The sequence below is a fragment of the Bradyrhizobium sp. Leo170 genome, assembly GCF_004296405.1.
Lineage (GTDB): Bacteria > Pseudomonadota > Alphaproteobacteria > Rhizobiales > Xanthobacteraceae > Bradyrhizobium.
Window position 1 is genome coordinate 1 of record NZ_PSRR01000094.1, and the last position, 26,981, is coordinate 26,981.

The following is a 26,981-nucleotide window of genomic DNA, read 5'->3' on the forward strand; positions in this document are numbered from 1 at the left end:
CTATGATGGGCGCGCGCTCGGCTCGCCGCGCGGCGAGGAGTTTTTCGCCACCGTCCGCAAGCTGCATCGCTGGCTGCTGTTGCCCGGCGATGCCAAGGGCTATGGCCGGCCGATCACCGGCGTGGCTGCCATCGGCCTGATCGCAATGCTGATCTCCGGAATCGTGCTGCGATGGCCTCATCGCGCCCGCAGCGTGAAGATGTGGCTGAAGCCGAATCTGACGTTGCGCGGTCGCGGCTTCCATAGGTCGCTCCACGCCGTCGCTGGAACCTGGGTGCTGCCGATCTACCTCGTGATGGTGCTCACCGGCCTGTGGTATTCGTTCGACTGGTACAAGAACGGCGCCACCTGGCTGCTGTCGCGTCCTTCAACGGCTGCCGCACCGATGAAGACGAAGCCGGCGCGAGACGTCAGCGCATCCGAGACCAAGCCGCTTACGCTCGATCGCGTATGGTCGACATTCCTGCACGAACAAGGCAGCCGCTACGCGACGGCCCTATTGGCGCCGCCTGATGCGGGCACCGTCGTGCGGGTCCGGTCCTGGGCGCGCGACGCGTCGCATCCGGGCGCGCGCGACGAGTTCCGCATCGATGCCGTCACCGGCCGGCTGGTGTCGTCAGAAATCTACGCGGACAAGCCCGTCGGCGAGCGGATGCTGTCGAGCGTGCTCGATATTCACCGCGGCAGCATCTTTGGCTGGCCGGGCAAGCTGCTGTTCATGGTCGCAGCAGCCCTGATGCCGCTCTTGGTGGTCACCGGCTTTCTGCTGTACCTTTCGCGGCGAAGACATCGGCGCCTCTCGCGGCCGCCGCTCGGGAGCCTTGTTCCGGGCGAGTGAATCGCACAGCCGTGAATTATTTCGCGTCCTTTGCCGCGACCACCTCGATCTCGACCAGGAAGCCGGGATTGGCAAGCGAGGCGACGCCGACCACCGAGCGCGCCGGCAGATTCGGCTGGCTGCCGCCGAAGAACTGGGTATAGCCTTCCATGAACGCCTTGAAATCCATCGGCGCGTTCGGGCTGTGCACCAGAAACACCTGCATCTTGATGACGTCGCCCATGCCGAGGCCGAGCCCTTCAAGGATGCCCTTGATCCGGTTGAGCACGCCGACGGTCTGAGTCTTGGTGTCGCCATAGGCCTCGCGGCTCGAAGGATCGGCGTCCTTATTGATCACCGGCGGCACCTGACCGCTGACATAATAGATCGTGGCGTTGCCGGTGACCTGCACCGATTGCGCGATCGGAAAATTCGAATTCGGAATTGGATGCCTGACGATCTCGGCCTGCGCGGGCACGCAAGCCATCGCCGAGAGCATGACAATCAACGGCATCGTGAGAAATTTCATGTGCTCCCCCATTTAACAGTGCTTCAGCGGCGCGCTTCTGCGACTTCCCTGGCCGTCACCGCGTCCGTGTAGCTGTTGTCGAAATGCGTTCTGAGATAATTCACGACCGCGGCGACTTGACCATCGGTCATCATGTCGCCGAAGGCCGGCATGCCGCGCCGGCCGTTGACGACGAGATGAACGGCATAGCTAGAGGTCGCAAGATTCCGGTTGGCGATCAGCGAAGGATAGGCCCCGGCGCCGGCAGCGCCCGAGGCATCGGGCATGTGGCAGCCCTGGCAGACATTGGCGAACAGTTCCTCGCCGGTCATTTCGACGAAGCGGTAGCCCGAACTGAACGTGGGGCGCGTGGCGGTGTTGTCCTGCGCGAAGTCCGCGGCCGCAGGGAGGAACGCGAGCAGTACGGCGCCTGCCCCTGGCGCAACGAAATGGGCTCTCATCGGCCTCATGTTTTCACCACCCGCTCGTGCAGTCGCGCGATGGCGTCGAGCGAAGACAGGATCGCCCCCTCCTGCCAGGACGGCAGATCGGATGCGTGTTCGCCGGCCAGCACGATCCGCCCGTCGATCTGGCACAGATTCTTGTAGTGTTTCGCCCTGCCCTCGTCGGTCCATTCACCGCTGCAGCCGAGGGTGAAGGGCACGCGGTGCCAGGCGACCGCAACGCCGTTCTCGAACTCCTGCTTGTATTGCGGATGGATCATGGAACCGAATTCGACGGCGCTTGCGATCCGTTCCGCCGGCGTCATCGCGGTGAACTCATAGGCATTCGCACCCTCGAACAGATAGGCGCCGAGCAGCACGCCGCGGCCGGCGCGATTGAAGCCTGCATTGGGGTAGGCGATCTGCCGGATCGGCAGGTCGGTATAGCTGATGCCGCCATAGATCGCCTCGTCCTCCTCCCAGAAGCGGCGCTTGAACTGCAGGCCGATCTTGACCGCGCCGGCATAGGCAACGGCGTCGATCGCGGCCTCCATGCGGCTACCGACGTCGATCGGGATCTGGCTCAGGATCGACAGCGGGATCGTGCAGATGCACCAATCCGCTTTTGCGTGCAGCACCGTCGAGGGACTTGTCGTGTCGACATAGCTCACCGTGACGCCGCGGTCGTTCTGCTGGATCTGCGTCACCTTGGCGTTATAGCGAATGAGGTCGCCGACCTCCTTGGCAAAGGCCTTGCCGATCATGTCCATGCCGCCGACCGGCTGGAACATCGTGGTCTGGAAATTGTAGCGCGCAAAACTCTGCAAGTAGCGCCAGACCCGTGATCGCAAGAGCTCCGACAAGGTGACGGGATCGCTCGGCAACGGCGCGGAACTTAAGCCCCCGCCGGGCTCGCGCGCATAGCCGCGGAACTCGGCCGAGACGAGATTGGCATTGTATCTGTAGTCGGAATCGAGCGCGCCCCAGGAGCGCAGCGCCTGCAGCAGGATTTCCTGGTCTTCCTTGGACACCGCTTCGTCGAGCTTGCCCTGCTGAGTCACTTTCGCGAGCAGTTCGGAAACCTGGCCCTGGAAATCCGCCTTGATCGCGCGGATCTTCTGCGGTGTACCTCCGAACGCACGCGAGGCGTGCAGATAGGCGTTGTGGTTCAACTGAATGAAGGGTTCGAGCGCAACCCCGAGCCGCCTGCAATAGTCAAGCAATGCACGATGGTGGTAGGGAATCCGCCACGGGCCTGGGTTGATGTAGAGACCGTGATCGAATTCGCAGGTCTGCTTGTAGCCGCCGAGTTCGACGAACGTGTCGCCGCCGCGCAGCGTCCAGTTGCGGCCGCCTGCCCTGTTGTTGAACTCGAGGATCTGGACCTTGTAGCCCGCCTTGCGCAGCTCCAGCGCCGCCGTCATGCCGGCAAGTCCCGCGCCGAGGATCAGGACGGATGCGCCCTTCGGGTCGCCCTCGAGCCTCACCGGCCCCTTGTAGTTCGACTCCGAGGCAAAGCCGAGGCTGGTCATCGCGTGATACATCGCCGCGCTGCCGGCCATCGCGCCGATCAACGAGAAAAGATCACGCCGCCTGATGACTGCCGCTTCGCTTTGCATTGACGTCCCAGCCGGAGCAAGATCTGGAGCAGCAAAGGAAACGATTGGCTCATCACCTGTCAAGGAAGCGGCTTGGTTGAACGCGCGCCAACACGCGCTTTTGATGCGTGCTGGATGTGATGATGCTGCGAGATCGAGAGGCGAATTCCGCTGCACCTCGCCCCGAGTGCGGGGAGAGGTCGAAATTCAAGCTCCGCTTGAATTTCGGGTGAGGGGGAGCCTCCGCGAACCCATCTGCCACTGTGTTCGCGGATAGAGCCCCTCATCCCGACCTTCTCCCCGTAAGAACGGGGAGAAGGAGAAGAACTCAGATCACCTTTTCGATGTGAACGCAGCGGCAATCCATCTCGTAGTCGAGACCGACCACCGGCGGGCGGTTGAAATGCCAGGTCAGGCCATTCCTGAACACGCCGCGGCGGCCGAGCTCGCTTTCCAGGATCGAATAGACGTCCTGCACGGTGTAAAGCTGCACGCCGGTCGTTTGTTTCCAGGTGCCGCCGAACGCGCTCATGCGACGTTCCATCTCATCCAGCACCCATTTTGCCTTGGCAAGCATACCCGCCGGGCTGACGTCGCCGGGACTGATGATGTGATCCCGATAGTTCGCCTTGCCTTCGGCCGACTCGCCGCTGCCGGCGATCACGAAAGACGGCGCCGCCTGCGGCGCCGGCACCGCGTAGGAGAAAGCGTGGAAGCAGGGCTCGGCCGGCGGACCGATCTTCGGACAGACATTGCTGCGCGCCACCGGATTGACGCCGTCCTTCATTATGCCCCATTCGATCAGGGTCTTGATGTAGATGTCGTTGAAGGCGCGAAAGCCCTCTTCGGTGAACGGCGCGGGCGAGCGCAATTCGCAGGCGCCGAACGCCGTCAGCGGACGGCCGGCATTGTTGAGGATTTCGGCAATCCGCGCAAAGCCTGCCTTCAGCGGCACCGGATCGGCAAAACGGACGCGTTCGATGGTGAAACCCGGCAACGCGCCGATACCGCAGGAATACTGGCTGACGCCCGGCATGAAGCGATAACCGCCGTCTTGAACCTCGATGGTCGTAATCATGATACCTCTTTGCAACGTAAAGGGGTTAGGAAAGCCCGGGTTCGGTCATTCGTGGAGAACGCCGAGATAGGCATCGCGGACGATCGGATCGGCGAGCAGTTCGCTTCCCGAGCCACTCCGCACGATACGGCCCATGTCCATGACAAAGGCGCGGTGGCAGAGATCGAGCGCGATGGTGACGTCCTGCTCCACCAGCAGGATCGACGTGCCGCCAGCGTTGAGTTCGCGCAGCGCCGCCACGAGCTGCTCGACCAGCAAGGGCGAAAGTCCGAGCGAGAGCTCGTCGATCATCAACAGCAGCGGCGCGCTCATCAGGCCGCGGCCGATCGCGCACATCTGCTGCTCGCCGCCTGACAGGGTCGCCGCCGCTTGCCGCCGCCGCTCGCGCAGCTTCGGGAACGTGGCATAGACCTGCTCGAGGTCGCGATTGATCTCGGCGCGACCAGCGTCGCGCAAATATGCGCCCATCAGGAGGTTCTCCTCGACGCTCATGGCGCCGAACAGCCGCCGTCCCTCCGGCACATGCACGATGCCGTGCGCGAGGATCCCGGCGGCGGTGTCGCCGGTGAGATCGCGGCCTTCCGAGAAATAATTGCCCGCGGTGGTCGGGATCAGGCCCGACAATGCCCGCATCAGCGTGGTCTTGCCGGCACCATTGGAGCCGATCAATGCGGTGATCTCGCCGTGGCGGACGTCGAGATCGATGCCCCACAGCACCTGGATCTCGCCATAGCCGGCGCACAGCCCCTTCAGTTCGAGGATCAGGGAGTTAGCCACGGGCGACATTCCGTTTGGCATATTGCTGGCCGAGATAGGCCTCGACCACCGCGGGATTCTCGATCACCTCGCGCGGCGCGCCATCGGCGATCAGCGCGCCGTTGTGCAGTACCGCGATGCGGGTGCAGACATTGAGCACGACCTTCATCAGATGCTCGATCATCACGATGGTGATGCCGCTGGCGGCAAGCTCATGGATCAGCTTGGTCGCGCGCTCGACCTCGGCACTGTTGAGGCCGGCATTGACCTCGTCGAGGAACAGCAATTTTGGTTTCATCGCGAGGGCCTTCGCAAGCTCCAGCCGCTTGCGCATCGCGAGCGTCAACGTAGCGGCAGGGTGATTGGCCTGCAGCTCGAGACCGACATAGACCAGATGAGCCATTGCCTGCTCGCGCGCCATCTTGAGGCTTTGGCCCGGCTGCGAGAACAGCGCGGCTGCGGCGACATTGTCCAGCGCGGTAAATTCGGCAAAGGGCTGAACGATCTGGAAGGTACGTGACAGGCCGAGCCGCGCCGCCTGATAGGTCTTAATGCGTGTGATGTCCTTGCCATCGAAAGTGATCTTGCCGGAATTGGCCGGCGTGACGCCGCAGATGGTGTTGACCAGCGTGGTCTTGCCGGCGCCGTTTGGTCCTATGAGGCCGAGCACCTCGCCCCTGTTGACGGTGAGCGTGACATCGCGCAGGGCCTGCAGGCCGCTGAAATGCCGGGATACGTTTTCGAGGCGAAGGATCTCAGACATGCTTGACCCGTCGCCAGAGGTTGGCCGGCCGCAACGAGATCAGGCCATGCGGCAGGAACAGGAGCAAGAGGACGATGATCAGCCCGAGCACGCCGGTGTGGATTTGAATGTAGTTGCGCCAGACCACCTCCTCGAGCCCGAGATAAAGGAACGCACCGCAGGCAACGCCGAGCGGCGAGCCGAGCCCGCCCATCAGCGCCATCACGATCGGCTTCACCGAATAGAGAATATCGAAGACATCGGACGGGTCGATATAGTGCACCCAGGCGGCATAGACGCCGCCGGCCGCGCTGACGAAACAGGCCGACAGGCCGAAGGCGATACTCTTATAGAGAGTGGTGTTGAGGCCGACCATGCTGGAGGCGGTCTCGTTCTGGCGGATGCAGGCGAGCCCGAAGCCGAGCTTCGAGCCGGCGACGGCCATCACCATCAGCACGGTGAGCAGCAGCAGGATCCACATCGCGTAGAAGAAGAACATCGCTTCGGCGAGCACGCCGGAGCCGGAACCCAGGGGGATGTTGAGTCCCATGCCGCCACCGGTGAGATCGGTGGCATTGTTGACGAGCTCGCGCAGCACCTCGACCAGCGAGAGGCTTGCGATCGCAAAGTAATGTCCGCGCAGGCGCAGGAGAGCCGCGCCGAGTACAGCCGCGATCAGCAAGGCGGTGACCGCCGCGATGACGACGCAGAGCCAGAGCGGCAATCCCTTGTTGAGCAGCACGCCCGCGGTGTAGGCGCCGAAGCCGAAGAAGGCCGCGGTCGCAAACGAGGGATAGCCGGCGAAGCCGCCGACCACATTCCACGACAGCGCCATGATCGCATACATGCAGGCGATGGTGCCGAGCCGCAGCGCATAGGCGCCGCCGAACAGCGGCAGCGATGCAACGACCGCGAGCAGGACAAGCAGCGCGATATTCGACTTCGTCATTCGAAACCCTTCCGGCCAAGCAGCCCCTGCGGGCGCAGGATCAGGAAGACGATGAGCAGGATGAAGGACAGCGTCGTCGCGTGCGCCGGGCCGAAGAAGGTCGAGCCGATCCCTTCGACCAGCGCCAGCAGCAGGCCGCCCGCGAGCGCGCCCGAGACGCTCCCGAGACCGCCGAGCACGCAGACCACGAAGGCCTTTCCGAGATAGCCCGACGAGGTCAATGGCGAGATCGGGAAGATCAGCGCCATCAGCACGCCGGCGCAGCCGGCAAGCGCAGCGCCGAGGCCGAACGCGATCGCGTAGATCGACTTGACGTCAACGCCCATCAGCACGGCCGCGTCGCGGTCCAGCCGCACCGCGACGATGGCGCGCCCGACGCGCGAGCGCCGCAGCAGGAGATAGAGCAATCCGGTCAGGGCCAGCGCGGAAACCGTCGCGATGAGACGGTCGACCGGCACCACCACGTCGAAGATCGAGACCGATCCCAGCGACGGCGTCAGCGTCAGCTTGCGGTAATCGGCCTTGAAGAAATAGATCATCGCGTTGTTCAGGATCAGGTCGAGTCCGAACGTCATCGTCAGCGTCACCAGCACGGGCGCCGTGATCACGCGGTTGAGCAATAGTCGCTGCAGGAGGTAGCCGAGCACGAAGAACAGCGGCGCGGCGACCGCGATCGAATACCAGGGCGAGATGTGCAGCGCGTTGTAGAGCCCGAAGGCGAGATAGGCGCCGAGCACAATGAAGGAGCCGTGGATCAGGTTGATGACGTTGAGCACGCCCCAGACCAGCGAGAAGCCGATCGCGATGCAGGCATAGAGGCAGCCGAGGACCACCGCGTTCACCAGGATCTGGGCTGCGTGCATGTGTGATGCCTAATCGCGCTTATTGCCGTGCGTCATTGCGAGGAGCGCAGCGACGAAGCAATCCATTCTTTCTGGCGGCCTCACTCTGCTCGCAATGACGGTTGGTCATCAGTTGACGCCAACCTTGAGATCGCCCTGTTTGATCGCTTCCGGGAACAACACCACGGGCTTGGCGCCCTGGATCTGGAAGACCGGCGGATCGAGCGAGTTGATCTGGCCGTTGGCACCGAACCTGACGGGGCCGAAGAAGGTCACCACGTCGAGCTTGGCGAGCTCATCGCGCACCTTGTCGCGATCGAGCGAGCCGGCCTTTTCGATCGCCATCTGGAACAGCGCGCCGCAGAGTGCCGCGGAAGCCTGGCCGTAGTCCGGCTCGCTCTTGTACTTGGCCTTGAACAGCTTCACGAAATTCTCGGTCGAGCCGAAGATGTCCTTGCCCTCATACCGCTCGGCCGGATGCCACCAGGAGGCGCTGGTGATGTTCTCGGCGGTCTTGCCGCCGGACTCGATGAATTCCTGATAGGCCGGACCGGCGATCATCGTGACAATCGGCGCCTTCATCTCCTGGTCGACCATCTGCTTGCGGATCAGGAGCAGGTCGTTGATGTAGCCGGTGACGAATATCCATTGCGGCGCGAGCGACTTGATTTGCGACAGCGTCGCCGAGTGATCGAGTGTGCCGATCGCATATTTCTCGAAATAGACGAGGTCAAAGCCGTTGGCCTTGGCCGACTTCTCCATTTCCTGCGCGATCGCGAGCGGGAACAAATCGTTGCGCGCGAGGATCGCGACCTTCTTCACCTCGGGCACCTTGGCCTTGATGATCTGGGTCAGCGGCGTCGTCAGCGTGTCGTTCGGCGTGAAGGTGCCGAACAGATATTTGTAGCCCTGGTCATAGACCTGGACGGAGGACGCGGTCGCCGCCAGCGTCGGCACCTTGTACTTCTCGGACACGGTGCTCGCCGCCTTGGCCGCGCCGGAACCGAAGGCGCCGAACATGAAGTTGACGTTGTCCTGGCTGATCATCTGCTCGGTCGCCTGCACCGCGCGCGGCGTGTTCGACTGATAGTCGGCGTAGACAATCTCGACCTTGTATTTCTTGCCGCCGACGGAAATGCCGCCGGCCTTGTTCGCCTCCTCGGCCCAGAGGTCATAACCCTGCTGCTGCTTGATCGCTTCGGGCGCGAGCGGGCCGGTGATCGGCAGCGGCGCGCCGAAACGGATGACGTCCTCGGCCGACGCGTTAGAAGTCTGCGCGCCGCAGAGAACCGCTGCCGCCCATAGCGGGGCTGCAAGACGCGCGTAACGAGCGACCCGAGACTTATTCATAGAATACTTCTCCATGGCGGCCAGAGACTGAAACATAAAAATCATGGCAAATCCCGCATTCGAATAAAAGCATTGAAATTAGAGGTCTGAGGTCGAATAATTCGACCCCTGGTCAGCGCCTGCCGCCTTGTTGGGCAGGCCGCGAGGGGAGGACGAAAGCCGCATGATCGAGTCAGCCGCCATCCGATATTTCCGCGAGGTCACCGAATGCGGCTCGATCAAGCAGGCGGCGGCTTCGCTGCGGATCGCGCCGAGCGCGATCAGCCGGCAGATGCAGGCGATCGAGGAGGAGCTTTCGGCAAAACTGTTCGAGCGCGGCCCGCGCGGGATGCAGCTCACCGGCGCCGGTAACCTACTCTACCGCTACGCGGTCGAGAACCGCAATCAGCTCGACGGCATCCGCGTCAAGGTGCAGGAGTTCGATAGTTCGCGGCGTGGGCAGGTCAGGATCGCCACCGTCGAGGGCATGCTGATGAGCTTTCTGTCGAATTTCGCCGTCGACCTTGCCGGCGACTATCCGGGCATCTCGATCTCGATGACGATGGTGGGCTCGCGCGACGTGGCCGAGAGAGTCGGCCACAACGATGTCGACCTCGGCTTCGTGTTCGGCCGCGCGCCGCGCAGCGATCTGATCGAGCTCGGGCGGATGCGGCAGTCGCTGTGCCTGATCGTCTCGCCGCGCCACCCGCTGGCGAACAAGGCGAGCTGCACGGTGAAGGAACTCGCAGGGCTACGCGTCGTGGTCCCCGATCCGTCCTTCGGCATCCGCCAGGAAGTCGATCGGGCCTGCGCGCAAGCGAAGGTCAGGCTCGAGGTCTGCACCGAGACCAACTCGCTCGCCTTCGCACAAAGGCTTGCCGCCCGCACCGATCTCGCCACCTTCCTGCCGCGCGTCGCCGCAGTGTCGGCGCTGGAGGCCGGCCTGCTCGTCGCCGTGCCGCTACGCGACAAGCGGCTGGAAGCAACGCAGGTCACCATGGTCCGGCTGGCGAGCCGAAACCTGTCGCCGTCCTGCCGGCTGGTGGCCGACCTCCTGATCGGCCGGATGCGGGAAGAACAGGACTGAGGTCAGCTCGATTGCGTCCGGGACAGGTGCTGCGCTCCCTCTCCCGCTTGCGGGGGGAGGGCCAGGGTGGGGGTTTCTCCGCGATTCACACTGTCCGATCGTGTGGAGAGAGCCCCACCCGACGCTGACGCCATAGCCGAAGCTCCGCTTCGGCGTTCTGAGGAACGGCCGCCAAAGGCGGCCTATGCCTCCCCCGCAAGCGGGAGAGGTGAAGCGGACTTGTGGCCAGTCCAACCAAATGGCACTACGCTCTAGGTCAGCTCGCTTCGCGCAATTTGAAGCGCTGGATCTTGCCGGTCTGCGTTTTCGGCAGCGCGTCGACGAAGCTGATGGCGCGAGGATATTTGTACGGCGCGATCCTGGCCTTGACGTGATCCTGCAAGAGCTTGACCTGCAGATCGTCACAGCGGCAGCCCTGCTTCAGCACGACATAGGCCGAAACGATCTGCCCGCGCTCCTCATCGGCCTGCCCCACCACCGCACACTCCGCGATGTCGGGATGTGTCAATAGCGCGGCCTCGACCTCGGGACCCGCGATGTTGTAGCCGGAAGAAATGATCATGTCGTCGGCGCGGGCGACGAAAGAGAGCCGGCCATTCTCGTCGCGTACGAACGCGTCGCCGGTCAGGTTCCAGCCATCGCGCACATATTTGGTTTGGCGCGGGTCCGCGAGATAGCGACACCCGGTCGGGCCACGCACCGCGAGCTTGCCGACCTTGCCGGGCGGCAACTCGTTCATGTCGTCATCGACGATCTTCGCCTCATAGCCTGAGACCGGATGTCCGGTCGTGCCCGCTACGGCATCGCCGATCCGGTTGGTGATGAAGATGTGCAGGATCTCCGTGCTGCCGATGCCGTCGAGGATCGGCTTGCCGGTCTTCCTGGTCCAGCTTTCGAATACTGGCGCCGGCAGTGTCTCGCCGGCAGAAACTGCGATGCGCAGCGAGGACAGGTCGGCGCCGTTGTCCATCGCGGCCATCATCGCGCGGTACGCCGTCGGCGCAGTGAAACAGATTGTCGCCTTGTAGGTCTCGATGATCTCGACCATCTGGTTCGGAGCGGCATTTTCCAGGAGCGTCGCAGTAGCGCCGAACCGCAACGGAAAGATCGCGAGCCCGCCCAGGCCGAAGGTGAAGGCCAGCGGTGGTGACCCGACGAAGACGTCGTCCTCGGTGACATCAAGCACTTCCTTCGCATAACCATCCGCAATGATCAGGAGATCGCGGTGGAAATGCATCGTCGCCTTCGGCTCGCCGGTCGTGCCCGATGTGAATCCCAACAGCGCGACGTCGTCGCGGCCGGTCTTGACCGCCTCGAACCGCACCGGCTTGCTCAACGCGACGCGATCGAGCTCGGCGTCGTGGTTCTGCGTGCCGTCGAAATTGACGACCTGCCTGAGGAATTTGCTGATCTTCGCGCAGGCGACGAGCTCATCGGCGATACGGCTGTCGGTCAGCGCCAGCGAGATTTCGGCCTTGTCGACGATCTTCTCCAGTTCGCCGGCGCGCAACATCGGCATGGTGTTGACGACGACGGCGCCAGCCTTGGTCGCGGCGAGCCAGACGGCAACGAAGGCCGGATTGTTGCCGGAACGGATCAGCACACGGTTGCCGGCTTTGACGCCATAGTTCTCGACCAGCGCATGCGCAAGGCGATTGGACCAGTCGGTCAATTCCTTGTAGGTGCGCTGGCGGCCATTGCCGATCAGCGCAATGCGGTCGCCAAAGCCTTTCTCGACCATGCGGTCGGTCAGTTCGACCGCGGCGTTGAGATACTCTGGATACTGAAATTCCGGCCGGTCCAGCAGCAGGTCCGGCCATTGATGGAACGGCGGAAGATTGTCGCGCGTGAACGTATCGACATGGGCGGAAGGGCCCAGCTTCGGTGCAAGAACTGCCATATCCATCGCCCCTCGCTTTCCAGCAAGAATGCTCACGATCACACATCGAGGACGCCCGGCAGCGTATCCGGCAACAATTTTATACTTAAAACAATTCCGCGCAAGGCCGATTTTGCGCTTCGCCGGAACGTGAGGAGAATTCAGCCCTGCGCCAATTCGCGCAGGCGCGTAACCATCGCCGAGTCCGGATCGGCCAGCGGCGCGATCGCGGTGAAATGATTGGCAGCGGCGACGACACCGAACCGGGTGGCAACGCCGGCCGCGCCCCATTGCTCGACGATGGTGCGGCTTTGCCGATGATATTCGGCGCTTTCGGTTTCGCCGACCACCGCATCCAGCGCTGTTCCGGCTGGCGGCCGCCAGAACAGCGGACTTGCGGCCTCGGCTGCCGCAGCATCCAGACGCAACGCCTTGTTGATCGAGGTTTCGACCAGCGGCGCGAGCTCGAACAGGCCCGAGATCGAATAGGCCGATATGACCGGCCGCTTCGGCAACGACCTATCGAACGCCATCCAATCGGTCGCGAGCATGCAGGCGGCGAGATGCCCGCCCGCAGAATGACCGCTCATCACCAGCAGTCGTCCGAGGCGCGCCAATTCGCGCGACGCATCGCGCATCTGGCCGATGATATCGGCAATGGTGGCGGCAGGACAGAGATCGTAGCTCGGCACAGCGACCGTGACCCCGTGGGTATTGAGCCCGCGCGCGCAATGGCTGAAGAAGGAGCCGTCGAGCGCCTGCCAATAGCCGCCGTGGATGAAGACGACGATCGGCCCTTCGCCGCTTTCAAACAAATCAATGGTGTGGCGATTGCCGGGGCCGTAGGCGATGCGGCGCGGCGCATGCTGCGCGCGATAGGCGGATGCGTCCCTGGCCCAGCCCTCGATCAGCGCCGGATGTTCCGGCACCCGCGCGCGATTGTTGTATTCGACTTCATAGTCGACACCACTCATGGCGTCCGCGCCTTGGCCGATCGCTGCGCCGATGCTTTTGTCTTGGCGAGCAGCCGCATCAATTCGCTGATATCCTTGCGCGAGAGGTCGGCGAAGATATCGGCGATCCAGGTCTCGTGCTCGGCCGCCATCTTGCGGAACTCGGCGCGGCCGAGTTTCGTCAATCGGATGAACTGCACGCGCCGATCGGTCTCTGAAGTGCGGCGGTCGAGATGACCCGATTCCACCAGCCGCTCGACCAGACCAGTCACATTGCCGTTCGATACCATCATGCGCTTGGAAAGGTCTGATAGCGTCATGCCGCCAGGCACCTTGTCGAGCTGGGCCATCAGGTCGAAGCGCGGCAGCGTGACGTCGAAGCGCTCGCGAAGGCGGCTGCGCACCTCGCCCTCGATCAGGGTGGTGCAGGTCAGAAGCCGAAGCCAGAGCCGGAGCTCCGTGCCATGATCTTCCGGCAGTTCGACCGCTTTTGTCTCGGAATCAAGCATCATGGGCAGTCACGCCTTTCGCGGCGCCAATCGCAGCCGATCGTTTTGACCTTCAAACAATTCGCGGCATATCGCAAGCCGAATGAGCGATGCTCCATGATATCGCGGGATCTCTTTAAGCTTCAAGCAATTTGGCGCGGCGCTTGCATACAGACCGCGGGCGGCTGAACGGTCCGCGGGCGGCCCAGACCCGGCGAGGCATTCGCTTGCGGCGCTTGCCGTCGTCAGAATAAGCTGTGGCGCGAGATTTTGATCTTTGTTGGCGCGGGGAGAGACCATGAAACGGGCATTGAAGTTGGCAGGATTGGCGGCGCTGTTCGCCCTTGCTGCCGGACCAGCGCTGGCGCAGGAGAAGATCAAGATCGGCGTCATCGTGACGACGTCGGGCCCGGCCGCCGCGCTCGGCCAACAGGTGCGCGACGGCTTTGCGCTGGCGATCAAGGATCTCGGCGGCAAGATGGCGAGCCGCGAGGTCGAGGTCGTCAATGTCGACGATGAACTCAAGCCGGATGGCGCGGTGACCAAGGTGCGCGGGCTCCTGGAACGCGACAAGGTCGACTTCGTGGTCGGACCGATCTTCTCCAACATCCTGCAGGCGATCCACCGCCCCGTGACCGAGAACAAGACGTTCCTGATCTCGCCCAACGCCGGCCCCTCGAGCTACGCCGGCAAGGAATGCAACCCGTTCTTCTACGTCACCTCCTATCAGAACGACCAGGTGCACGAGATCCTCGGCAAGGTCGCGCAGGATCGTGGCTACAAGCGCGTCTATCTCCTGGTGCCGAACTACCAGGCCGGACGCGACTCGGTGGCCGGCTTCAAGCTCGACTACAAAGGCGAGATCGTCGACGAATCCTATACGCCACTTAACACGCTCGACTTTCAGCCCGAATTGACAAAAATCTCCTCGCTGAAGCCGGATGCGCTGTTCACCTTCATGCCGGGTGGCATGGGCGTCAATCTGGTGAAGCAGTACAAGCAGGCCGGCGCCACCGTGCCCGTGCTGTCAGCCTTCACGGTCGATGAATCGACGTTGCCGGCGCAGCAGGACGCGGCGGTCGGCATGTTCGGCGGCGCCAACTGGGCGCCCAACCTCGACAATCCCCAGAACAAGAAGTTCGTCGCTGCCTATGAAGCCGCCTACAAGAGCGTGCCCGGCACCTACGCCATGCAGGCTTACGACGCGGCGCTGCTGATCGACAGCGCGGTGAAGGCGGTCAACGGCAACCTCGCCAACAAGGACGCGGTCGCGGCGGCGCTCAAGAAGGCGGACTTTGTCTCGCTTCGCGGCGGCTTCAAGTTCAACACCAACGGCTATCCGATCCAGGACTTCTATCTGACCCAGGTCGCGAAACGTCCTGATGGCAAGTTCCAGACCGAGATCGTACAGAAAGTGTTCGAAAATTACGGCGACCGTTACGCCAAGGATTGCTCAGCCAAGTAAACGGGCAAGTAAGCGAGGGAGTGGAACAATGAACGACGAGATTGCGGGCATCACCCGCGCGAACGAGGGCATCCAGGGCATCACCTGGAACATCCTCGGCCAGACCTATGTGCCGAAGAGCCGCACCGAGCATTCGTTCTCCTGGCATGCGACGTTTCCGCCCGGCACCTTCGTGCCGCCGCACATCCATCCCGACCAGGACGAATATCTCTACATCCTCGAAGGCAAGCTCGACTTCATGCTCGACGGCGCGGACGAGTCAGCTACTCCCGGCGATCTCGTGCGCCTGCCCATGGGCAAGCCGCACGGCATCTTCAACAAGTCGCAGCAGGCCGCAAAGACGCTGTTCTGGGTGTCGCCGACGCGCCGGCTCTATGATCTGTTCTGGGCGATCCACAATATGCGGGAGCAGAACCCGGACGATGTGGTGAAACTCGCCGCTGAGCACAACATCCACTTCCTGCCGCCGCCCCCGGCGTAGCACGTAGCCCGGATGGAGCGCAGCGTAATCCGGGGTTGATCGCCCCAATCGACGGTGTCCCGGATTGCGCTGCGCTCCATCCGGGCTACGCTGCAAGAGCAGGATGAGAAGTCTGGGGCCTCATGGTTCGAGACGCGCGGCAAGCCGCGCTCCTCACCATGAGGGTCTAAGATCTCGCCTCGCTCGCAGACCTCATCCTGAGGAGGCCGCGCAGCGGCCGTCTCGAAGGATGAAGCCCCCGACGCCCGTTACGATTGCCGCGCCACCACGCGTGCGGCAAAGCCCGCCTTGGCGGCGTAGCCGCGCACGATCGCTTCGCGGGCCTCATAGCTCAGAATAGACTCGATGTCCGTAAACCCCTGCGGCGCGATCTGCTCGACCGCATCGATCACGCCCTCGGGCCCGCCGCGACGGTTGGAGGCGACGATGTCGGCGGTCATCGGCAGGCGCTGCCGTTCGTAGGCGACCAGCGCCTGACGCGGATGCTCCGAACGCGCCAGCGCATCCGCGAGGCATCGCGCATCGAGGATGGCCTGCGAAGCGCCGTTGGAGCCGACCGGATACATCGGATGCGCGGCATCGCCGAGCAAGGTGACGCGCCCGCTGGTCCAATAGGGCAAGGGATCGCGGTCGCAGCACGGATATTCCCAGAATTCCGCCGTGGCGCCGACCAGCGCTGCAAAGTCGACCTGCGGGATCGAGAAGCCTGCCACATGCGGCATCAGCTCTTCGCGCCTGCCGAGGTTCGACCAGCCCTCGCGGCGCGGCGGCGGTGACGCGCCGTCGCCGATCCGCACCATCACCGCCCAATTGGTGAGACGGCTGGCTGGGCTCGAGCCTTCCGCGATCGGATAGATCACGGCCTTGGCGTTCAGGCCGCCGGCGATGATCATCGAGCGGCCCGTCAGGAACGCGGGCCAGTCGGCGGCGCCGCGCCACAGCATCAGGCCGTTCCAGCAGGGTGGCCCCTCGTTCGGAATCAGCGTCTCGCGCACTTTCGAGTGGATGCCGTCGGCGCCGATCAGGATATCGCCGCGCGCCGTGTGCGCATGCTGGCCTGCACGATCGAAGAAGTAGGCCGCGACGCCGCCTTCATCCTGCGTGAACGCGCCGAGCCGGCAACCGGTGTGGATCGCCTCGCTGCCGAGCCGCTCAACCACCGCCTGATAGATGACGCCCTGCAGGCGGCCGCGATGAACGGAGAATTGCGGCACCTCATGGCCGGCGTCCAGCCCGCGCTTCTCGTGCCAGACCTGCTGGCCATGGCGCGTCAGGTAGAACAGCTCGTAGGTGCGGATCGCAACCTTGTCGAGCGCGTCAAGCAGGCCAAGCCCGGCGAGTTCGCGGATCGCATGCGGCAGGGTGTTGATGCCGACGCCGAGCTCGCGGATCGTTTCCGCCTGCTCGAACAATTCGCAGGAAATGCCGCGAGCCCGCAGCATCAGCGCCGTCGTGAGCCCGCCAATCCCGCCGCCGACGATAATCGCCTTCATCGCCCTACTCCGCTCGAAACCCGGACGTTGTGAGAGGTTGGCAGGGTCGCACGGCGTCAGAGCCGCTCGCAAGACGCTTTATGGTCTCAGCATCCACTCCGCCCGCGACTTAGGTTAACGCTCTCACCACCTCAATCCGGAACCACCGCGATGGCCTGGATCTCGACCCTGGCGCGATCCTCGATCAGGCCGGAGACCTGCACCGCCGTCATCGCCGGGAAGCGGCGGCCCATGATGTCGCGGTAGACCGCGCCGATCTCTTTCAACCGCGAGGAGTATTCGCGGCGGTCGAGCAGGAACCAGGTCATCGACACGATATGCTCCGGCGTTGCGCCGCCGCTGGCGGCGACCGCGACGACGTTCCGCAGGGTCTGGGCGATCTGCTCCACGAGATCGTCGGTCTCGAACACGCATTGCGCGTTCCAGCCGATCTGGCCGGCGACAAAGATCATCTTGCCGCGCGCGCAACGCCATTGGCATAGCCGACCGGCTGGGCCCAGCCGTTCGGTTGCAGGAGTTCGATCATGTGCTTGTTCCCGTCACGGGTTCAATTCCCCTCGAAGACCGGTTTCTTCTTGGCGGCGAAAGCCTCGAAGGCGCGGCGGAAATCACCGGTCGCCATGCAGACCGCCTGCGCCTGCGCTTCCGACTCCACCATCTCGTCGATGCCCATCGCCCATTCCTGGTTGAACATCGTCTTGGTCATGCCATGCGCGAACCATGGGCCGTCGGCGAGCGAACGGGCGAGTTCATGAGCCGCGGCCGACAGCTCCGCCGATGGCACCAGGCGGTTGTGAAAGCCCCAGGCAAATCCCTCTTCCGCGCTCATGGCCCGGCCAGTGTAAAGCAACTCAGCGGCGCGCCCCTGCCCGATCACCCGCGGCAACAGTCCGCACGCGCCCATGTCGGCGCCAGCGAGTCCCACGCGCGTGAACAGGAACGCGGTCTTGGCCTGCGGCGTCGCCAGCCGCAGATCGGACGCGAGCGCCAGCATCGCGCCGGCGCCGGCGCAGATACCGTCGATCGCCGCGACAATCTGCTGGGGGCATTTGCGCATCGCCTTCACGACATCGCCGGTCATGCGCGTGAACGCAATCAGGTCGGGCATCGCCATCCGCGTCAGCGGCTCGATGATCTCGAACACATCACCGCCGGAGCAGAAATTGCCGCCCTCGCCGGTCAGCACGATGGCGCGGACGTCGGAGGCGTAGGCAAGATCGTGGAAGAGATCGCGCAGCTCCTCGTAGGACTGGAACGTCAGCGGGTTCTTCTTGTCCGGCCGGTTCAGCGTGATGGTGGCGACGCGGGCATCGTCATCGGTGGACCATTTGAAATGGCGCGCCGGATAATTCTTGAACGGTCGCAGCTTTGCTTTCATCTCAGACATGATGTTGTTTCCTTGGGCGTTTCCTTGGGCGTTTCCCTTATCCCGTGAAGACCTCGCCGCCGGCAACCGCGATGGCCTGTCCGTTGATGGACGATGCGCTTGAGGAGGCGAGCCAAAGAATGGTGTCCGCGACCTCCTCAGGCGTCACCAGCCGCTGCATCGGATTAACCTTTGCCAGGGCTGCGCGCGCTTCCGCTTCGCTCCGGCCGGTCTTGGCGACGATGTTGGCGGCCGCCTCGGCCACCAACGGCGTATCAGTATAGCCCGGACAGACCGCATTCACGGTGACGCCGCGGCGCGCATATTCGAGCGCGAGTGCACGCGTCAATCCGACGACGCCGTGCTTGGCGGCGACATAGGCCGAGACGTAGGAGTAGCCGGTCAGGCCTGCCGTGGACGCGACGTTGATAACGCGCCCGCATCCGCGTTGCGCCATGCCGGGCAGCACCGCACGCGTCACCAGGAAGACGCTGGAAAGGTTACTCGCCAGCATGTCCGACCACAGAGCGGCATCCGTCTTCTCGAACGGTGCGCTCAATGCCTTCCCTGCATTGTTGACGAGGATGTCGATCGGGCCGACCTCAGCCTCGATCCGCTTGATGCCCTCAGTGACCGCGATTTCATCGGTCACATCGGCAGGCAGAACAGCGCCGGCACGCGCCCCAATGGAGGCCGCCGTCTCTGCAAGCGCATCCGGCCTCCTGCCAGCAACACTCACCCGCACGCCGGCTTCAGCCAGCGCCCGTGCGGTGGCGGCGCCGATGCCGGAGCCGCCACCGGTGATGAGCGCATGCGCATTGGGCCAGAAATGCCGGGTCATGCTTTCGCTCCCGCCGCCGCGCGTTCCAGATTGCTCTCATATTGCGGCTTGCCGGAGAGATACTGCTTCGGCCAGGCAATCGACTTCACGCCGATCTTGGCGGCCTCGTGCAGCGTCCAGGCAGCATCGGCGAGATGCGGGCGAGCGATCGCGCAGAGATCGGCGCGGCCGGCGGCGATGATGGAATTGGCGTGATCGGCCTCGGAAATCGCGCCGACCGCAATGGTCGCAATGCCGACCTCGTTGCGGATCTTGTCGGCAAACGGCGTCTGATAGAGCCGCCCATAGACCGGATGGTCGTCGGCCCAGACCTGCCCCGAGGAACAATCGATCAAGTCGGCGCCGGCCGCCTTGAACAGCTTCGCGAACTCAAGCGCATCATCGGGCGTGTTGCCGCCCTCCGCCCAGTCATGACACGACAGCCGCACCGAGATCGGCTTGTCCTGCGGCCACACTTGCCGGATCGCGCGAAACACTTCCAGCGGATAGCGCGCACGGTTCTCAATGCTGCCGCCATATTGATCAGGTCGGCGGTTGGTGAGCGGCGAGAGGAAGCTCGACAAGAGATAGCCGTGGGCGCAATGCAGTTCCAGGATATCGAAGCCGGCCTGCACCGCGCGCCGGGCCGCGGCGACGAACTGTTCGCGCACCTCGTCCAGTTCGGCACGCGCCATCGGCTCCGGCGTCTGGCCGTCGGGCAGATAGGGAACGGCGGAGGCCGACACCAGCGGCCAGTTTCCTTCTGGAAGTCGCTCATCCATTCCCTCCCAGGCTACGCGCGTAGAACCCTTGCGGCCCGCATGGCCGAGCTGGATGCCGATCCTGGCTGCGCTGTTGCCGTGGACGAAATCGACGATGCGCTTGTACGCCTTCGCCTGCTCGTCGTTCCACAGCCCGCAGCAGCCCGGCGTGATCCGCGCCTCTGGTGACACGCAGGTCATCTCGGTGAAGATCAGTCCGGCGCCGCCGAGCGCGCGGGCGCCGAAATGGACCAGATGGAAATCGTTCGGCACGCCCTCCACCGCCGAATACATCGCCATCGGCGAGCAGATGATACGGTTGGGCAATGACAAACCGCGGATGCGGAACGGCGTGAGCATCGGCGGCGCCACGCGATCATTGGAATCTGGCAGCCCGGCGCGTTCGGCGAACCAGCGCTCATAGCCTTCGAGCCATGTCTTGTCGCGAAGACGCAAATTTTCGTGGCTGATGCGCTGCGAACGCGTCAGCAGCGAATACATGAACTGCTCGGGCTCCAGCGTGTCGGCATAGCGCGCGCCCACCACTTCGAACCACTCCATCGCATTGCGGGCGGCATTCTGGATCCGCGCCACATCGACGCGGCGGAGTTCTTCGTAAGCGGCGAGCACCGACGGAATCTTGTCCGGCGTTGCGCCGAGTTGCTTGAACTGGTTGGTCAGCTCGATCGCATCCTCGAGCGCGAGCTTGGTCCCCGATCCGATCGCAAAATGCGCGGTATGCGCGGCATCGCCCATCACCACGACATGGCTGTTGCCGTTGAACGCGGTCCATTTGCCGCAGATCAATCGCGGGAAGGAAAGCCAGGCCGAACCGCGCAGATGGCGCGAATTGGATGCCAACGAATGGCCCTCGAGAATCTCGGCGAAGATCTTTTCACAGAAGGCGATGGAGCCAGCCTGGTCGAGCTTGTCGAGACCATGAGCAAGGAACGTCTCTTCCGTGGTCTCGACAATGAAGGTCGCCGCCCCATCCTCGAATTTGTAGATATGCGCCTGGAACCAGCCGTGCTCGGTCTTGCGAAAATCGAAGGTGAAGGCGTCAAAGCGCTTGTTGGTGCCGAGCCAGATATAGCGGTTCGGCCGCATCAGGATGTCGGGCTGGAAGCTGTCGGCATAGCGCGTGCGGATCTTCGAGTTCACGCCGTCGGCCGCGACGATCAAATCGGCATCCGGAAATTCGAGATCGGAATCGACCTCGCGCTCAAAGACAAGTTCGACGCCGAGTTCCTCGGCGCGCGCCTGCAGGATGTTGAGCAGGCGCTTGCGGCCGATGCCGACAAAGCCATGGCCGGTGGTGCGCATCCGGCGGCCTTTGATCAGGACCTCGATATCGTCCCAGTGGTTGAAAGCCTCCTCGATCGCATCCGCCGTGACGGGATCCCATTTGCGCATGTTGTCCATGGTCGCGTCGGAGAACACGACGCCGAAACCGAAGGTGTCGTAGGGGCGGTTGCGCTCGACCACCGAAATCCGGTGCGCCGGATCGAGCATCTTCATCAGGATGCCGAAATAGAGCCCGGCCGGCCCGCCCCCGATGCAGACGATGCGCATGGCTGTCTCCTCACCTTCGGCCGTCGGGGCATCTCCGCGGACAGCTCCCGGACCGACATGGGAATATTTTATGCTTAAAATAATTTTGTCAAGCGAGCCCCGGCCCGGTCGGGCAAAAAAGCGGTCTCGCCGCGCTCTTAGGCGCGGCAACCGGTTAGACAGATCGGATCGATTGACGGCGGTTCTCCCTCCCCCGTTCTTTACGGGGCCGGGACGAGCAAAGCTTGCCCTGAGAGGGTTGGGGTGAGGGCTCTATCCGCGAATACGGCGGCAACCGGACTCGTGGAGACTCCCCTCACCCGAAATTCAAGCTGCGCTCGAATTTCGACCTCTCCCCGCAAGCGGGGCGAGGTGAACGGAGCTCGGGGGTCTCTAATACGCCAGCGGCTTCGGCCGGCCGACGCCGCAATAATGAAAACCGTTCCGCGTCACATCCTCGGGCGAATAGATGTTGCGGAGGTCGACGATCACGGGCGTTGCCATGATCGTCGCCATCTTCTTCAGGTCGAGCGCGCGGAACTGCTCCCATTCCGTCACGATCACGATCGCATGGCTTCCCCGCGCGCAATCATAGGCGTCGCGGCAGAAGGTGACATTCTCGAACACCTTCTTGGCCTGCTCCATCCCGACCGGATCGAACGCGCGGATCGCCGCGCCCATGTCCTGCAGCGCCGTGATCAGCGGGATCGATGGCGCGTCGCGCATGTCGTCGGTGTTCGGCTTGAAGGTGACGCCGAGCACGGCGATGGTCTTGCCGCGGATGTTGCCGCCGAAGGCATTCGACACCTTGCGCGCCATTGCGCGCTTGCGCTGGTCGTTCACCGCCACCACCGTTTCGACGATCCGCAGCGGAGCCTCGTTGTCCTGGCCTGTCTTGATCAGCGCCAGCGTGTCCTTGGGAAAGCAGGAGCCGCCGAAGCCCGGACCGGCATGCAGGAATTTCGAGCCGATGCGGTTGTCGAGCCCGATACCGCGGGCGACCTCCTGGACATTGGCGCCGACCTTTTCGGCAAGATCGGCGATCTCGTTGATGAAGGTGATCTTGGTCGCGAGGAACGAGTTGGCGGCATATTTCGTCAGTTCCGCGGTGCGGCGGCTGGTATAGAGGATCGGCGAGGTGTTGAGATGCAGTGGACGATAGACTTCCGCCATCACCGCCTTCGCAAATGCATCCTCGGTGCCGATGACGATGCGGTCGGGGTGCTTGAAATCCTGGATCGCGGCCCCTTCCCGCAGGAATTCGGGATTGGAAACGACGGCGAATTTCGCGTCCTTCTTCTCCTCGCGGATGATGCGCTCGACCTCGTCGCCGGTGCCGACCGGAACGGTCGACTTCGTCACCACGACCGCGGATTCCGGCAACGCCGTAGCGATCTCGCGCGTCGCGGCATAGACATGGGAAAGATCGGCGTGGCCATCGCCGCGGCGGGACGGAGTGCCGACCGCGATGAAGATGACTTCGGAACGGCTGACCGCCCCCTTCAAGTCGGTCACAAAGGCCAGGCGGCCCTGCGCGATGTTTCTCGCCACCAACTCGGAAAGCCCGGGCTCGTGGATCGTTATCTCGCCCTTGTTGAGCGCTGCGATCTTCTTTTCATCCTTGTCGACGCAAACGACGTAGTGCCCGAAGTCGGCGAAACATGCCCCCGACACCAGTCCGACATAACCGGCGCCGACCATCGTGATATGCATGACTTATCCTGTCTGACCAAATGATCGCAGCGGTCGCACTGGTCATCATTTGACCAGCATCGACTCGCCGTCGAGATGCTGCGGGAAGAAGAAGAAATTGTTGATGTAGAACCGCCCTTCCTTGCGGCCACCATCCGCCTCGAGCGCCGCCGCATCCTGCAGCTCCTCGACATCGAATTTCTCGACGTCGACCACATCGTCTTCCTTCAGGAAGAAACCACGGTAGGACCGTTGCCGGAAGAAGTCGAACACCGATTCCGTCGCGGCCGGCCGATGACGATCCTCCGCCTCAACCAGGAACACCGGCTGGCAGCGCTCCAGGAGCTCGACGGCGCCGTTGAGGACGTTGAGCTCGTGCCCCTCCACGTCGATCTTCACGAAGGCGACCTCCTGATGCATCACCGAATCCAGCCGCGCCATCGGCACATGGGCGGCCACAATCGGATCGGCCGACGCCATCACACGCCGCTCAAGCGAGGCAAGGCCGTGGACCAGGCCCGTGTCGCCGCGCGGAATGAAGAGTTCCGCGTCGCCTTCGTGGTCCGACAGGGCGATCTCGTGCACGCTGACGTTTGAAGCAGACGTACGCCGCAGCAGGCGCGCCATATCGTGCGAAGGCTCGAAGGCGTGAACTTCGCGGGAAAGCCGCGCCAGCTTTCGCGTGTAGAGCCCGCAATTGGCGCCGATGTCGACCGTGACAGCATCATCCGGGATGATCTTGTCGAGATAGGAAAGCTCCCGTTCCGCCGATTTCGGGCGATGCATGAAGTGCCACTGCAGCCAGATCGATGGGAATGCATCCTTCAAGAGATCCTTGGCCTGCTGCTTGGCACCCATGTCCATTCCCTCCGTTATGTGTTGATGCGGATCGGGTACTCCGAGACGCCGCTTGCCGGATTGGCTTGCGGTCGCCGCGTCACACCCGGTGGTAGATGTCCTGCACCCGGACGATGTCGTCCTCCCCAAGATACGTGCCCGACTGCACCTCGATCAGGTTCAGCGGAACCTTGCCCGGATTTTCCAGGCGATGCATGCAGCCGAGCGGAACGAAGATCGATTCGTTCTCGCGGAGCAGCACCTCCTCGTCGTCTCGCGTGACGATCGCGGTGCCGTTCACCACCACCCAATGCTCGGCGCGGTGAAAATGTTTCTGCAGCGACAGTTTGGCACCCGGGTTGACGGTGATGCGCTTGACCTGGAAGCGGTCGCCGGCATGGATCGACGTGTAGTAACCCCACGGACGGTGCACGCTGTGGGTCTGCGTCGCGGCGCGATGGCCGTTGGCCTTCAACCGCTCCACCAGCTTGCCGACATCCTGGGCGCGCTCGCGTTTGGTCACGAGCACCACGTCGGGCGAAGCGGTGATGACGAGATCCTCGACGCCGAGGGCGGCAACCAGCGGGCCATCTCCCCGCACGTAGCAGCCGGAGCTGTCTTCGGCCACCGCGTCGCCGATCACGACATTGCCGGAGGGGTCCTTCTCGCCCATCGTCCATAGCGCCGACCAGCTTCCGACGTCGCTCCAGTCAAAACTGGCCGGCACCACCATGGCCTTGTCGGTCTTTTCCATCACCGCGTAGTCGACCGAGATGGACGGGCAGGACTCGAATGCCTTTTCTTCCAACCGCAGGAAATCGAGATCGCGCGTCGCGCCGGCCAGCGCTGCGCGGCAGGCTTCCAGAATCGCCGGCTCGTGCCGCGCCAGTTCATCGATGAAGGCGCGTGCGGGCAGCAGGAAGATTCCGCTGTTCCACAGATGATCATTGCCGGCCAGCAAGCGCTCCGCGGTCACAGCGTCGGGCTTCTCGACGAAACCTGCGACTTTGCGGATTTCGGGAAGATCGGCAATCCTGCCGCCCATGCGGATGTAGCCATATCCGGTCGCAGGCCCGGTCGGCTTGAGGCCGAACAGGACAAACTGTCCGCGGCGCGCTGCCGGAAGCCCGCTCGCGATCGCGGCGCGGAACGCCGCGTGATCGCGCACCCAGTGGTCGACCGGCGTCACCAGGATCACCGCGCCAGGATCGACCTCGCTGGCGAGAAGCGCCGCGATCGCCACCGCCGGCGCGGTATTTCGTCCGAACGGCTCCAGCACCATGGTGGGATTGGCGATGCCGGCCGCGCGCAGTTGCTCGCCAATGGCAAAGCGATGCTCGGCATTGGCAATCACCATCGGATCGGCAAACAGCGACGGCTCCGTCACGCGGTTCGCCGTCTGCTGCAGCAAGGTCTTCTCGCCGAGCAGCGCGAGCAGTTGCTTCGGCTGGTTCTCGCGCGACAGCGGCCAGAGCCGCGAGCCGGTTCCGCCCGACAAAAGAACTGGGACTATGCGGCCGCGTGCTGCAGCATTCTGTCGCTCCCCTTGATGTGATGGTTATATGTCGGCGGGCTAGAAGCCGCTGCCGGACAGGAATTCGCGGCGGACGGTGCGCACGATGATCATGACGTCCATGCGCAAGGACCAGCGCTCGATATAGTCGAGGTCGTAATCGATCCGCGAGATTGCGCGGCCGGCCTCAACCGTGCTTCCGCGGCACCCGCTCACCTGCGCGAGGCCGGTGATGCCAGGCCGAGCGCTGTGGCGCTGGAAGTAATACGGCACGAGGTCCTCATAAGGCAGCTCGGCGGCCAGCATGCCCGGGACATGCGGGCGCGGGCCGACCAGCGACATGTCGCCCCTGATGACATTGATCAATTGCGGGATTTCGTCGAGGCTCGTCTTGCGCAGGATCTTGCCGATCGAGGTGACGCGGGAGTCGCCCTGCACGGTCTGCTTCACGCCGCGCACGTCACCGGCATCGGTCCGCATCGAGCGGAACTTGTAGATCTTGAAGCGCCGGTTTCGATAGCCGTACCGGTATTGGTGAAACAACACGGGCCCTCGCGACGTCAGCTTGATGCCGATGGCGATCGCGATCAAGAGCGGCGCGAAGAACAAAAGCGCTGCGCTCGCAACCACGATATCGAAGATGCGCTTTGCGATGGAGGAGCCCGGCTCGGTGCGAACCGAGCCGCGCGGGCGCTTTGCCCGATAGGGGCTATATGAATTGCTGCCGGCATATTCGACCGGCCGCATCGAGATGATGCTCCGCTTGTTGCGGAGCGACCTGATACTGTCCTGGTCGAAGTTGGCTGTGACGATGGCGGCCATTTGCTCTCGCTCTCTCTGTTGAACCCAAAGAGGTCACAAGCGCGACGACGCAGAGCGCCACTGCCCATCTCGCGGGCACCTTCGCAATTGCGAATTTTCCTGCGTAGCAGAGACGCGTCTCGATCGCGCGGCGGTATAACTCTACGAACTCTTTGGGCGAAATGGGGCAGCAAAACGAAAATGTTGCGCGCGGTTTTGCATCGCGGCATCGTGAGGTTTGTGCAATGCAAAGAATCCGTTTTGTTCGGAAGCGCTTAGATTGAACTGCACGCGAAATGCGCTGCGTGTTTTTCGATGCAGCCATGCATTAACGCAAACCTGGAACCGCGCGCGGATCGGATTCGATTCAGGAATCGACCGTGCACCCGCTACATCAAGCGCTTAATCTGTGCGATCATTTTTGAAGGATTTTTTTCACTGCATACTAAACGGCTAGTCGTACTCTGCCCGATGCGATCGTTTCAATTGGTGGTTTTGTCGATGATTGCGAGACGTCAACACGGGGAAACGGCCTTAACCAAGAAGCCGCTCGTCTCGGAAAAATTTTCCAGGGAGGCGCCAATGATCGCAGCGCGTTTGGATCGCCCTGAAACAAAACGACTCGATCCTGCGGGGCGCAAATTGAGGAACCGTATCATCCTGGCGAACATGCTTGCCTGGATCGTGATCATTCTGCTCATCCGAATGATCTTCTTCTAGTACCCACTTTTC

25 protein-coding genes and 1 pseudogene are annotated in these 26,981 nt (G+C 63.2%); 5 read left to right on the forward strand and 21 right to left on the reverse strand.

Annotation, left to right across the window (positions count from 1 at the left end; genetic code table 11):
- Nucleotides 1-838 (forward strand): PepSY-associated TM helix domain-containing protein (locus CWO89_RS17770; RefSeq protein ID WP_130580058.1); only part of this gene is annotated, 838 nt, incomplete at its 5' end.
- Nucleotides 839-854: 16 nt separating this feature from the next.
- On the opposite strand, the gene CWO89_RS17775 is transcribed toward CWO89_RS17770, so the two are convergent.
- The 9 genes from CWO89_RS17775 to CWO89_RS17815 all read right to left on the reverse strand — a co-directional run bounded on the left by CWO89_RS17775 (nt 855) and on the right by CWO89_RS17815 (nt 9,083).
- Nucleotides 855-1,346 (reverse strand): RidA family protein, encoded by a 492-nt coding sequence (locus tag CWO89_RS17775; RefSeq protein WP_130580059.1) that lies wholly within the window; start codon nt 1,344-1,346, stop codon nt 855-857.
- 23 nt (nt 1,347-1,369) lie between these two features.
- A complete protein-coding gene (locus CWO89_RS17780; protein WP_245476355.1) occupies nt 1,370-1,795 on the reverse strand; it encodes a c-type cytochrome in 426 nt (141 codons plus the stop codon).
- On the reverse strand, nt 1,792-3,387 hold the full coding sequence (locus CWO89_RS17785) for an NAD(P)/FAD-dependent oxidoreductase (RefSeq protein WP_130580060.1): 1,596 nt from the start codon (nt 3,385-3,387) through the stop codon (nt 1,792-1,794). The genes CWO89_RS17780 and CWO89_RS17785 overlap by 4 nt, the downstream gene beginning before the upstream one ends.
- A 307-nt stretch (nt 3,388-3,694) precedes the next feature.
- The gene (gene cnbZ, locus CWO89_RS17790) at nt 3,695-4,444 is read right to left on the reverse strand and encodes a 2-amino-5-chloromuconate deaminase CnbZ (protein ID WP_130580061.1); all 750 of its coding nucleotides are present in this window, start codon (nt 4,442-4,444) and stop codon (nt 3,695-3,697) included.
- A 45-nt stretch (nt 4,445-4,489) separates the two neighbouring features.
- A complete protein-coding gene (locus CWO89_RS17795) occupies nt 4,490-5,221 on the reverse strand; it encodes an ABC transporter ATP-binding protein (RefSeq protein WP_394565376.1) in 732 nt (243 codons plus the stop codon).
- Complete coding sequence (locus CWO89_RS17800) at nt 5,214-5,963, reverse strand: ABC transporter ATP-binding protein (protein ID WP_130580063.1); 750 nt, start codon at nt 5,961-5,963, stop codon at nt 5,214-5,216. Before CWO89_RS17800 ends, CWO89_RS17795 begins: the two co-directional genes overlap by 8 nt.
- The gene (locus CWO89_RS17805; RefSeq protein WP_130580064.1) at nt 5,956-6,891 is read right to left on the reverse strand and encodes a branched-chain amino acid ABC transporter permease; all 936 of its coding nucleotides are present in this window, start codon (nt 6,889-6,891) and stop codon (nt 5,956-5,958) included. Before CWO89_RS17805 ends, CWO89_RS17800 begins: the two co-directional genes overlap by 8 nt.
- Nucleotides 6,888-7,754, reverse strand: coding sequence for a branched-chain amino acid ABC transporter permease (locus CWO89_RS17810; protein WP_130580065.1), 867 nt, complete (start codon nt 7,752-7,754; stop codon nt 6,888-6,890). Before CWO89_RS17810 ends, CWO89_RS17805 begins: the two co-directional genes overlap by 4 nt.
- Before the next feature lie 108 nt (nt 7,755-7,862).
- Nucleotides 7,863-9,083, reverse strand: a complete 1,221-nt coding sequence (locus CWO89_RS17815) for an amino acid ABC transporter substrate-binding protein (RefSeq protein ID WP_130580066.1) — start codon at nt 9,081-9,083, stop codon at nt 7,863-7,865.
- A gap of 163 nt (nt 9,084-9,246) precedes the next feature.
- Between CWO89_RS17815 and CWO89_RS17820 the strand changes: the two genes are divergently transcribed.
- Nucleotides 9,247-10,149: a LysR family transcriptional regulator gene (locus tag CWO89_RS17820; protein ID WP_130580067.1), complete on the forward strand. Its 903-nt coding sequence runs from the start codon at nt 9,247-9,249 to the stop codon at nt 10,147-10,149.
- A gap of 256 nt (nt 10,150-10,405) precedes the next feature.
- On the opposite strand, the gene CWO89_RS17825 is transcribed toward CWO89_RS17820, so the two are convergent.
- The 3 genes from CWO89_RS17825 to CWO89_RS17835 form a co-directional block, all read right to left on the reverse strand.
- Entirely contained in the window at nt 10,406-12,049 is a 1,644-nt protein-coding gene (locus CWO89_RS17825) for a benzoate-CoA ligase family protein (protein ID WP_130580068.1), read from the reverse strand.
- Between the two features lie 140 nt (nt 12,050-12,189).
- Nucleotides 12,190-13,002, reverse strand: a complete 813-nt coding sequence (locus CWO89_RS17830; RefSeq protein ID WP_130580069.1) for an alpha/beta hydrolase — start codon at nt 13,000-13,002, stop codon at nt 12,190-12,192.
- Nucleotides 12,999-13,493, reverse strand: coding sequence for a MarR family winged helix-turn-helix transcriptional regulator (locus CWO89_RS17835; RefSeq protein ID WP_165421214.1), 495 nt, complete (start codon nt 13,491-13,493; stop codon nt 12,999-13,001). The genes CWO89_RS17830 and CWO89_RS17835 overlap by 4 nt, the downstream gene beginning before the upstream one ends.
- 274 nt (nt 13,494-13,767) lie before the next feature.
- On the opposite strand from CWO89_RS17835, the gene CWO89_RS17840 reads away from it, so the two are divergent.
- Nucleotides 13,768-14,934 carry an ABC transporter substrate-binding protein gene (locus CWO89_RS17840; RefSeq protein ID WP_130580070.1) on the forward strand — a complete coding sequence of 389 codons (1,167 nt, stop codon included), beginning with the start codon at nt 13,768-13,770 and terminating at the stop codon, nt 14,932-14,934.
- 28 nt (nt 14,935-14,962) lie between these two features.
- A complete protein-coding gene (locus tag CWO89_RS17845) occupies nt 14,963-15,415 on the forward strand; it encodes a cupin domain-containing protein (protein WP_130580071.1) in 453 nt (150 codons plus the stop codon).
- Between the two features lie 248 nt (nt 15,416-15,663).
- Here CWO89_RS17845 and CWO89_RS17850 read toward each other — a convergent pair whose 3' ends face one another.
- The 9 genes and pseudogenes from CWO89_RS17850 to CWO89_RS17890 form a co-directional block, all read right to left on the reverse strand.
- On the reverse strand, nt 15,664-16,908 hold the full coding sequence (locus CWO89_RS17850; protein ID WP_130580072.1) for a flavin-dependent oxidoreductase: 1,245 nt from the start codon (nt 16,906-16,908) through the stop codon (nt 15,664-15,666).
- Nucleotides 16,909-17,039: 131 nt separating this feature from the next.
- Nucleotides 17,040-17,434, reverse strand: a pseudogene (locus CWO89_RS17855) (RidA family protein).
- A 21-nt stretch (nt 17,435-17,455) separates the two neighbouring features.
- On the reverse strand, nt 17,456-18,295 hold the full coding sequence (locus CWO89_RS17860; RefSeq protein WP_130580073.1) for an enoyl-CoA hydratase family protein: 840 nt from the start codon (nt 18,293-18,295) through the stop codon (nt 17,456-17,458).
- Nucleotides 18,296-18,332: 37 nt separating this feature from the next.
- Nucleotides 18,333-19,115: an SDR family NAD(P)-dependent oxidoreductase gene (locus CWO89_RS17865; protein ID WP_130580074.1), complete on the reverse strand. Its 783-nt coding sequence runs from the start codon at nt 19,113-19,115 to the stop codon at nt 18,333-18,335.
- On the reverse strand, nt 19,112-21,427 hold the full coding sequence (locus tag CWO89_RS17870) for a bifunctional salicylyl-CoA 5-hydroxylase/oxidoreductase (protein WP_130580075.1): 2,316 nt from the start codon (nt 21,425-21,427) through the stop codon (nt 19,112-19,114). Before CWO89_RS17870 ends, CWO89_RS17865 begins: the two co-directional genes overlap by 4 nt.
- A gap of 372 nt (nt 21,428-21,799) precedes the next feature.
- The gene (locus CWO89_RS17875; protein ID WP_130580076.1) at nt 21,800-23,119 is read right to left on the reverse strand and encodes a UDP-glucose dehydrogenase family protein; all 1,320 of its coding nucleotides are present in this window, start codon (nt 23,117-23,119) and stop codon (nt 21,800-21,802) included.
- Nucleotides 23,120-23,164: 45 nt separating this feature from the next.
- Entirely contained in the window at nt 23,165-23,956 is a 792-nt protein-coding gene (locus CWO89_RS17880) for an FkbM family methyltransferase (protein WP_130580077.1), read from the reverse strand.
- A 79-nt stretch (nt 23,957-24,035) separates the two neighbouring features.
- Nucleotides 24,036-25,448 carry a mannose-1-phosphate guanylyltransferase/mannose-6-phosphate isomerase gene (locus CWO89_RS17885; RefSeq protein ID WP_130580078.1) on the reverse strand — a complete coding sequence of 471 codons (1,413 nt, stop codon included), beginning with the start codon at nt 25,446-25,448 and terminating at the stop codon, nt 24,036-24,038.
- Between the two features lie 60 nt (nt 25,449-25,508).
- Entirely contained in the window at nt 25,509-26,270 is a 762-nt protein-coding gene (locus CWO89_RS17890) for a sugar transferase (RefSeq protein ID WP_130580079.1), read from the reverse strand.
- A 561-nt stretch (nt 26,271-26,831) separates the two neighbouring features.
- Here CWO89_RS17890 and CWO89_RS45930 point away from each other — a divergent pair.
- Nucleotides 26,832-26,969 carry a hypothetical protein gene (locus CWO89_RS45930; protein WP_165421215.1) on the forward strand — a complete coding sequence of 46 codons (138 nt, stop codon included), beginning with the start codon at nt 26,832-26,834 and terminating at the stop codon, nt 26,967-26,969.
- Nucleotides 26,970-26,981: the final 12 nt, after the last annotated feature.